Source organism: Micromonospora sp. NPDC048898, assembly GCF_043198035.1.
In the GTDB taxonomy this organism is placed as follows: Bacteria; Actinomycetota; Actinomycetes; order Mycobacteriales; family Micromonosporaceae; genus Micromonospora.
Genome location: NZ_JBICUF010000001.1, coordinates 1,074,238 through 1,083,214, shown reverse-complemented (window position 1 = coordinate 1,083,214; position 8,977 = coordinate 1,074,238). Strand labels below are relative to the sequence as shown.

The 8,977-nt window shown below is 71.9% G+C and carries 6 protein-coding genes; 3 read left to right on the top strand and 3 right to left on the bottom strand.

Features of this window, described 5'->3' with window-relative positions; translation table 11 throughout:
- Positions 1 to 103: 103 nt before the first annotated feature.
- On the bottom strand, positions 104 to 2,890 hold the full coding sequence (gene ppc, locus ACGFIQ_RS05065) for a phosphoenolpyruvate carboxylase (protein WP_393239325.1): 2,787 nt from the start codon (positions 2,888 to 2,890) through the stop codon (positions 104 to 106).
- 302 nt (positions 2,891 to 3,192) lie between these two features.
- Between ppc and ACGFIQ_RS05060 the strand changes: the two genes are divergently transcribed.
- Positions 3,193 to 4,233, top strand: a complete 1,041-nt coding sequence (locus tag ACGFIQ_RS05060; RefSeq protein WP_393239324.1) for a S66 peptidase family protein — start codon at positions 3,193 to 3,195, stop codon at positions 4,231 to 4,233.
- A gap of 61 nt (positions 4,234 to 4,294) precedes the next feature.
- On the opposite strand, the gene ACGFIQ_RS05055 is transcribed toward ACGFIQ_RS05060, so the two are convergent.
- Positions 4,295 to 5,455, bottom strand: coding sequence for a serine hydrolase domain-containing protein (locus ACGFIQ_RS05055; RefSeq protein ID WP_393239321.1), 1,161 nt, complete (start codon positions 5,453 to 5,455; stop codon positions 4,295 to 4,297).
- A 294-nt stretch (positions 5,456 to 5,749) separates the two neighbouring features.
- Between ACGFIQ_RS05055 and ACGFIQ_RS05050 the strand changes: the two genes are divergently transcribed.
- Positions 5,750 to 7,024, top strand: coding sequence for a sensor histidine kinase (locus ACGFIQ_RS05050; RefSeq protein ID WP_393239318.1), 1,275 nt, complete (start codon positions 5,750 to 5,752; stop codon positions 7,022 to 7,024).
- 5 nt (positions 7,025 to 7,029) lie between these two features.
- The gene (locus tag ACGFIQ_RS05045; protein WP_393240353.1) at positions 7,030 to 7,680 is read left to right on the top strand and encodes a response regulator transcription factor; all 651 of its coding nucleotides are present in this window, start codon (positions 7,030 to 7,032) and stop codon (positions 7,678 to 7,680) included.
- A gap of 114 nt (positions 7,681 to 7,794) precedes the next feature.
- Here ACGFIQ_RS05045 and ACGFIQ_RS05040 read toward each other — a convergent pair whose 3' ends face one another.
- Entirely contained in the window at positions 7,795 to 8,706 is a 912-nt protein-coding gene (locus tag ACGFIQ_RS05040; RefSeq protein ID WP_393239315.1) for a cyclase family protein, read from the bottom strand.
- Between the last annotated feature and the right edge of the window lie 271 nt (positions 8,707 to 8,977).

Here is an 8,977-nt window from a genome sequence, read left to right as displayed (position 1 = left end):
TTTTTTTGGCGTGCCCCGCGCCACAACCACTGGGTTCCGGCGCGGGGGGGGGGCGGGGGGGGGGGGGGGGCGCCCCCCCCCCCCCCCCCCGTCCCCGGGTTCGTCAGCCGGTGTTGCGCATTCCGGCGGCGATGCCGTTGACCGTGGTGAGCAGCGCGCGTTCCAGGGCGGTGCCGTCGCTCGGTGCGCGTCGGCCGCCCGGGGCGGTGGCGATCGCCCGCCCGGCGGCGCCGGACTCCCGGTACTGCCGCAGCAGCGCCACCTGGAGGTGGTGCAGCGGCTCCAGGTAGGTGTCGCGGACGGCCAGGGTGCGCTGGAGCACCGGCGAGTTTTCCAGCAGGGCGGGCGAGGCGGTCACCGCCAGCACCTCCCGCTTGGTCAGCTCGTACTCCTGCTCGATCTGTTCGAAGATCGGGTGCAGTTTCTTCGGGACCAGGGTCTCGACGTACCGGCGGGCGATGCTCAGGTCGGTCTTGGTCACCATCATCTCGACGTTCGACAGGAACGTGCGGAAGAAGTGCCAGTTGCGGTGCATCTCGGCGAGCACGTCCGCCAGACCGGCCTCGCGGGCGGCGGCCAGCCCGGAGCCGACGCCGAACCAGCCCGGCACGATCTGCCGGGTCTGCGTCCAGCCGAACACCCACGGAATGGCCCGCAGACCGGACAGCCCCGCGCCGGTGTTCGGGCGCTTCGCCGGCCGGGAGCCGATGTTCAGTGCGCCGAGCAGCTCGGTGGGGGTGGACGCCCAGAAGTACGCCGGCAGGTCCGGGTCCTCGACGAGGGACCGGTAGGACCGGTACGCCGATTCGGAGACCACGTCCATCGTGGCGTCCCAGCGTTCCAGCATCTCGGCCGGCTGCCGGGGCGCGGTGTGCAGCAGGGTCGCCTGGAGCACCGCGGCGAGGGTGAGCTCCAGATTTTCCCGGGCCAGGGACGGCAGGGTGTACTTGTCGGAGATCACCTCACCCTGCTCGGTCACCTTGATCGCGCCGTCCAGCGTGCCGTACGGCTGAGCCAGGATCGCCTCGTGCGTCGGCCCGCCGCCGCGCCCGACCGTGCCGCCCCGGCCGTGGAACAGCCGCAGGTGCACCCCGTGCCGGGCGGCCACGTCGCGCAGCGCGCGCTGCGCCCGGTGGATCGACCACTGGCTGGTGGTGATCCCGGCTTCCTTGTTGGAGTCGGAGTAGCCGAGCATGACTTCCTGCACGTCGCCCCGGGCCCGCACCAGCGCCCGGTACGCGGGCAGCGACAGCAGGTCGTCGAGGAGTTCGCCGCCGGCGTTGAGCTCGGCCGGGGTCTCCAGCAGCGGCACGAACCCGATCCGGGCGCGCCCGCTGTGCACGTCCACCAGGCCGGCCTCGCGGGCCAGCACCACCGCGGCCAGCACGTCGTCGATGCCCATGGTCATCGAGATGATGTACGACTCGATGACCTCGGTGCCGAACCGGTCCTGGGCCTCTCGGATCGTGCTGAACACGTCGAACGTCTTCTGGGTGGGTTTGGTGAGCGGGGTGTCGAGGGTGGACAGCGGTCGCCGCCCGGTCAGCTCGTCGGCGAGCAGCTTGGTGCGTTCCAGTCGGCTCAGCGCCGGGTAGTCGGAGACCTCGCCGACGGCCTCGTAGAGCTGGGCGAGCACCGCGTGGTGCGCCTCGGCGTGCTCGCGGACGTCCATGGTGGCCAGGTGCAGGCCGAACGCGGAGACGGTACGGATGGTCGAGGCCAACCGGCCGACGGCGGTGAGCTGCCCGGAGTTGCGGGCCAGCGAGGCGCGCAGCAGGTCCAGGTCGGCGATCAGCTCGGCGGAGCCCCGGTAGTCCCGGCCCGGCACGTGCGGGGTGCCCTGGCGCAGGCGTTGCCGGGTGTTGGCGAGCTTCGCCTTCACGCAGCGCGCCTTGAGCCGGTACGGCTCCTCGGCGTTGACCCGCCGGAACCGCGTCGCCACCTCGGGCAGGGCGTCCAGGTCGGCGGCGAGGCTGGCGGAGAGGTCCAGTGACACCCCGCGCAGTCGGCGGGAGACCGAGACCTCGTTGATCAGGTGGTCCATCGCCTTCTCGGTGGCCGCGATGCCGTGCTCGTGCTGGATGGTCAGCACCTCGCGGGTGACCGCCGGGGTGACGAACGGGTTGCCGTCGCGGTCGCCGCCGATCCAGGTGCCGAAGCTCAGCGGCCGGGCCGTCGGCGAGGTCTCCACGCCGAGGGTGCGCAGCGTGTCGGCCAGATCGTCGAGCACCTGCGGGGCGGCCTCGGCGTAGAGGTCGCGCAGGTAGTAGATGGCGTTGCGGGCCTCGTCGGTCGGGTCCGGTCGGTCGAGGCGCAGCTCGTCGGTCTGCCACATCAGGTCCAGCAACTCGGCCAGGCGGCGGTTGGCCGGGCCCTCGTCGCTGGCGCCGTAGAGGATCGCGTTGGCGGTCTCGGTGTCCAACTCGTCGGCGATCGCCCGCAGCTTGGACAGGATCGAGCGGCGGGCCGCCTCGGTCGGGTGGGCGGTGAAGACCGGGCGGACCGCCAGCCGACGTGCCGCGTTGGCGATCTCCTCGGCCGGCACCCCACGTTCGGCGATCATCTTGGCCGCCTGGTCCAGCCAGCCGCCCTGCACCGCGCGACGGCGGCGCAGGTCCCGGGCGCGGTGCACCTGCTCGGTGATGTTGGCCAGGTGGAAGTAGGTGGAGAAGGCGCGGGCCAGCTTGGTGCCGGTGGTCACGTCGAGCCCGCCGAGGCGCTGGGCGGCCGCCGGGGCGTCGCTGCGGACCTGGGCGCGGATCTCCTCGACGAGGTCGAGCAGGGGGCGACCCTCCTGGCGGGCCAGGGTCTGACCGAGCAGGGTGCCGAGTCGGCGGATGTCGGCACGCAGCGCGGCGTCGGGGCCGTCGTGGTCGTGCTGGTCAGTCACGGGTGCGCTCCCTCACGTGGATGCGAAGGACAGCGCTGTCCGACTCACTGGATGGTATCCGCGCCCACCGTATGTCTGGAGACCCCCGGGTGATCCACTGCCCCCGGGGCGGTGTTTTCGGGCGTGATCTCAGCCACCGTTTCGGGTTGATCCGGGGCCGCCGGAGGCTGACCGGGGCCGGGGCGGGACGATCCGGGCCCGGCCGCGACGGCCCGGCGGTCCCGAACCGGGCTCGCGCTGACCAGCGGCGGTTCGCGATCCACCGGGCGAAAACCGCTTGGCTGGTCGGTTAGCTTCTGATCATGGTGTCGCTGCGCTACCCGCCCAAGCCGCGTCCGGGCGACCGGGTCGCGGTCGTCTCACCGTCCGCCGGCCTACCGGCGATCTTCCCCCACGTGTACGAGTTGGGGCTGCGCCGGCTGCGCGAGGAGTTCGGACTGGAGCCGGTGGAGTATCCGACCACCCGGGTCATGGGGGCGGACCCGCGCGACCGGGCCCGCGATCTGACCGCCGCCTTCGCCGACCCGAGCGTCACCGCAGTGCTCGCCACGGTCGGCGGGAGCGACCTGATCACGGTCACCCCGCACCTCGACGACGACGTGTTGCGGGCCAACCCGAAGCCCTACTTCGGCTACTCCGACAACACCAACGTGCTCAACCACCTGTACCGGCTGGGCATCGTCGCCTACCACGGCGGGTCGGTGCTGGTGCACCTCGGCCGGCCGGGCGCGCCGCACCCGCTGACCTTCGACTCGCTGCGCGCCGCGCTGTTCGGCTCCGACTGGTACGCGCTGACGCCCGCGCCCGCCTGGGGTGACCGGCCGAACCCGTGGACCGAGCCCGAGACGCTGGCGTACGAGCCGGAGATGCTGCCCGGCGAGGGCTGGCGTTGGCGGGGACCGGAACGGGTGGTGCGGGGGCGCACCTGGGGTGGCTGTCTGGAGATCCTGCACTGGCTGATGGCCACCGACCGGGTGCCGACCGTCGACGAGTTGGCCGGGGCCGTGCTGGTCGTCGAGACCTCACAGGAGATGCCCAGCGCGCAGGAGGTGTTCCGGATCGTGCGCAACATGGGGGAGCGGGGCCTGATCGCCGCGTTCGCGGCGATCGTCGTCGGTCGTCCGAAGGCGTGGGACTTCGACAAACCGCTGTCGGTGCCGGAGCGCTCGGCGTGGGGCGCGGCCCAGCGGGAGGCGATCATCCGCGCCTGCACGCCGTACAACCCGGAGGTGGTGGTGGTCTTCGACGTCGACCTCGGTCACACCGACCCGCAGTTGATCATCCCGTACGGCGGCGAGATCCTTGTCGACGCCGTCGACCGCCGGATCTCGGTGCGTTACTGACGGGACCTGCACGCGGTGCACGCACCCGGTGGGGAGGTGCGTGCACCGGAATCCGCGGGTGTCAGCCGGCCGCGCAGAGGACCGACCGCAGCGCGGCCAGGGCGCCCGCGCTCGCCGGCACCGGCGGCAGGCCCCGAACGTCGGCGTCGATGTCGTAGACGTTGCCGGCGAGGACAAGCTGCCGGGAGTTGTCCAGGCTGGTCGCCGCGATGCTGGTGAAGCCCGGCCCGCCGCCGTCGGTCGTCCACACCGACGTCGGGCCCGCGGCGCAGGGGACCGTCATTCGTTGCACGCCCAGCCCGTACCCGTCCGGCCCGTCGTCGGTGGCCACCAGCGTCTCCAACGCGCGCTGCTGTGCCGGCGCGAGCAGTCGCCCGCCGAAAAGCGCCTGGTGGAACCGCGCCAGGTCCGCCGCCGTCGAGATCATCGCCCCGGCGGTCCAGTCGTAGGACGGGCTGAACGTGGTCACATCTCGCCCGGCCAGGTCATAGCCGTGCAGGTGGCGACCGTGGATCTCCGGGTCGGTGACCGGGAACGAGGTGTGCCGCAGACCCAGCGGGCCGATGATCCGCCGGCGTACCTCGGTCGCCGCGTCCCGGCCGGTGACCGCCTCGATGATCAGACCGGCCAGTAGGTAGTTCGTGTTCGAGTAGCCCCACGAGGTGCCCGGGGCGAAGTCCGGTCGATGAGCCACCGCCAGGGCGATCACCGTGCGGGGTGCGATGACCCGGTCCCAGTCGTGGTCGTCGAGGTACGGCGCCCAGAAGCTCCGTTCGCCGGTCGGGTCCCAGATGCCACTCGTGTGGTTGAGCAACTGCCGGACGGTGATCGTCGAACCGTCGTTACCGTTGCCCCGGACGACCCCGGGGAGCCACCGCTCGATCGGATCGTCGAGGGTCAACCGACCCTCGCCCACCAGTTGCAGCAGCACTGTCGACACGAACGCCTTGGTGTTGCTGGCGATCCGGAACCGGTCGTCCGGCCGGGCCCGCGCCCCGGTGGCCCGGTCGGCCATCCCCGCCGCCACCTGCCACCGTCGGCCCTCCACCCGGCCGTACGCCACCGCGGCGGGGAAGCCGTCCGCGACCAGTTGGTCGAGCGCGGCGACCATCGCCTGGCGTTCCGCCCCTGGTCGGCCGGCACGAGCCGGCAGGGGTGCGACGGCGAGTGTGGCGACCAACGAGCCGACCGACACCACCACGGCCCACAGCTGACGCTTCATGATCTTGCTCCCATCGACGTGACGACGTCTGTCCCCGTCGACCCTGTCGAAGTGCCGAGCGCGGGTGAATGCGGATCTCCCGCCGGTCGGGTGGGGTTAACCCGACAGATCACGACGGGTTGCCCGGCTGGGCGGGTGGCTCGTGCCCCGGCATGCTGAGCGGACACTTCGGCGCGGGTCGGCGCGGGTCGGCGCGGGTCGGCGCGCGATCAGCCGGCGCGTTGGCGTCCGGCGTCGTGTCGACCGGCACGGTCTCGCCCGCCGTGGTGTCGTCCGGCAGGTCGGGAGGATCAGATGACGCGTCTACGGCAACTCCGCCACCAGATCGGGTACGTGCTGGTCGGCCTGCCGCTGGCGGTCGTCGGCTTCGCGTACGCCGCTCTCACGGTCGTGGTCGGCGGCCTGCTCTCGCTGACGCTGCTCGGCCTGCCGCTGTTGTCCTCGGGCGTCCTCGGCGCTCGCGGTTGGGGCCAGCTGCACCGCGCTCTCGCCCGCGCGGCGCTCGGGCTGCGGGTCGACGCGCCACGCCCGGTCCGCCGACGGCCCGGCCCGGTGGGGTACGTCCGTGCCGGCCTGGGCGATGCCACGGGGTGGCGGGCGATGGCCTATCTGATCGTCAAGCTGCCGGTGACCGTGCTCGCGGCCGCGGTGGTCGCGGTCTTCCTCTGCTACCCGGTGTTCCTGCTCAGCCATCCGCTCTGGTGGAAGTTCATCCAGCCGGTCAACACCGACAGCATGGGCCGGCCGCACCGCGCCGCCCTGCAACTCGGGGACTTCTTCTTCGACACCTGGCCCCGGTCGTTCCTGCTGGCCGGGATCGGTGCCGGGCTGCTTCTCGCCGGCCCCTGGCTGCTGCGCGGCGTACTGTTCCTGGACGAGTTGCTGATCCGCGGCCTGCTCGGCCCGAGCGGTCTCGACGACCGGGTCGACACCCTCGAACGGACCCGCGCCCTGGCCGTCGACGACGCCGCCGCGCTGCTGCGCCGCATCGAACGCGACCTGCACGACGGCACCCAGGCGCAACTGGTGGCCCTGGCCATGAAGTTGGGCATGGTCAAGGAGAAGCTCGCCGACGGAGTCGGGCCGGAAGCCCGGGCACTCGTGGAGACCGCGCACCGGGACGCCAAGACCGCGATCACCGACCTACGGGACCTGGCCCGGGGCATCCACCCGCCGATGCTCGACAACGGGTTGGAGGCGGCACTGGCCACCCTGGTGGCCCGGGGCGCCGTACCCGTCACGTTGCGGGTCGCGTTGCGTGAGCGGCCGTCGCCGGCCGTGGAGACGATCGTCTACTACTGCGTCGCCGAGTTGCTCACCAACGTCGCCAAACACTCCACCGCCCGGCGGGCGACAGTCGAGGTACGCCAGGAGGGTGGCCTGCTGCGGGTGCGGGTCTCCGACGACGGCGACGGAGGAGCCCGGATCGGGTCGACGGCCCACGCCCTGCCCGGCGGCGGGCTGGCCGGCCTGCGTGACCGAACCCGTACCGTGGACGGCACGATGCGGATAGACAGCCCACCCGGCGGGCCGACGCTTGTCACCGTGGACCTCCCGGTACGGCCGTGACCGGGCTGCGAGTGGTCCTCGCCGAGGACTCCGGGATCCTGCGCGACGGGCTCACCTACCTGCTCAGCGACCGGGGGCACCGGGTGCTCGCCGCCGTGGCCGATCCGGAGGCGCTACGGGCCGCCGTCGACGAGCACCGGCCGGACATCGCGGTGATCGACATCCGGATGCCGCCCACGTACACCGACGAGGGGCTGCGGGCGGCGCTCGCCGTCCGCGCGGCCCATCCCGGAGCGCCGGTGCTGCTCTTCTCCCAGTACGTGGAGACCCGGTACGCGGCACAGTTGCTCGCCGGCGGTGCCGGGGGAGTCGGTTACCTGCTCAAGGACCGGGTCGCCGAGGTCGGCGAGTTCGTCGACGCGCTCACCCGGGTCGCCGCCGGGGCGACAGTGCTCGACCCGGAGGTGGTGACGCAACTGCTCGGTGCGGCCCGCGGTGGCGAGGAGTTGGCCGGCCTCTCCGAGCGGGAACGGACCGTCCTGGCCCTGATGGCCCAGGGGCGGTCGAACGTGGCGATCGCCGCCGCGCTGTTCCTCAGCGTGGGGGCGGTGGAGAAACACATAACCAGCATCTTCGGCAAGCTCGGCCTGCCCCGGTCCGAGAGCGACCACCGCCGGGTCATCGCGGTGCTGCGCCACCTCCAGGCCGGGTCCTGACCCGCCGCTCCGACACAACCTCCGCCGATCTTGCACTTTCTGTCGTCGACCTGGGCGGATATGCCACTTGCGTCGGGACAGAAAGTGCAAGATCGCGGGGGTGGAGGGCGGAGTTCAGGGGGTTACGAGGGCGAAGGCGCGGACCGGGAAGGTGCCCATGCCGGCCACCCTCGGTGGGGCCGCCGTGAACCGGAATCCGCTCGGCGGCAGCGCGTCCAGGCCGGTCAGGTGCTCCACGATCGGGATGCCGGCGGCGAGCAGGGTGCTGTGTGCGGGGCGTACGCCGTCGGCCGCCGGACTCATGTCGTCGATGTTGATCGAGTCGATGCCGACCAGGGCGGCGCCAGCGTCGGCCAGCGCCTGGGCGGCGTCCCCGGTCAGGTAGGGCGCCTCCGGCGCACCGTACCGTTCGGTGCCGAAGTGCACGTCCCAGCCCGTGTGTAGCAGCACCGCACACCCCGCCACCTCGTACGGCGCCAACATCAGCCGGTCCACGGCCCGCGTGCCGGCCGGCACGCGAACGACCACACCGGGCAGGTCGGCGAGGCGGCTCAGTGACACCCCGGCCAGGTCGTCGCCGCCGGCCCAGCGGTGGGCGGGGGTGTCCAGGTACGTGCCGGTGTTGGCGATCATGTCGATCCGGGCCACGTGGAACTCGGTGCCCGGCGCGTAGTTCGCCCGGGACGCCGCGAAGGTCAGCCAGTCACTGATCCGCGGTGCCGGCCAGCCGGGCAGGGTGCTCATCCCGTCGCTGATCACATGGCTCAACTCGACAAGTCGACGATCGGAGCCGGACTCCTCGACGCCGACGCCCCGGCCACCCTTGTGCGACTCTTCGATGATCGTCTTCGCGCTGATCCGGACCTCGGCGACCATCAGCAGCCCGAGGTGCCGGACGAACAACGCCGCCAGGTCGTCGTCGCTGATCTCCGGACCCGGAATGTCCAGCCGGAACTCCTCGGTACGCAGCCCGCCGCCGTTGGCGAAGCTCACCTGCGCGTCGAACTGTGCCCGCCACTGCCCCATCACAAAACCCGACCACAGACACCACCCACCGGTCAAGATCCACGCTTCCGCTGGTGAGGTTCGCACCGCGATCGGAGAAGATCACGCTCGATCCAGGAAAGAGTGGGTTCCCTCGGCCTGGAGGCCACTACATCCTGGACAACACCGTTGCGTTAGGGCTGTAGCCGGCGGGTCAAGCCGGGACAGGAAGTGCCCCGATCGGGGAGCGGGTTGGGCCCGGCTTGGCGATCATGGAGTTGTGGTGCCGACTTTGGGGGTTTTACGGGCGTTC

Excerpts from the sequence above, each read along its gene's own strand:
- ACGFIQ_RS05060 (WP_393239324.1), top strand. The coding sequence starts at position 3,193 with ATGGTGTCGCTGCGCTACCCGCCCAAGCCGCGTCCGGGCGACCGGGTC.
- ACGFIQ_RS05055 (WP_393239321.1), bottom strand. The coding sequence starts at position 5,455 with ATGAAGCGTCAGCTGTGGGCCGTGGTGGTGTCGGTCGGCTCGTTGGTC.
- ACGFIQ_RS05050 (WP_393239318.1), top strand. The coding sequence starts at position 5,750 with ATGACGCGTCTACGGCAACTCCGCCACCAGATCGGGTACGTGCTGGTC.
- ACGFIQ_RS05040 (WP_393239315.1), bottom strand. The coding sequence starts at position 8,706 with ATGGGGCAGTGGCGGGCACAGTTCGACGCGCAGGTGAGCTTCGCCAAC.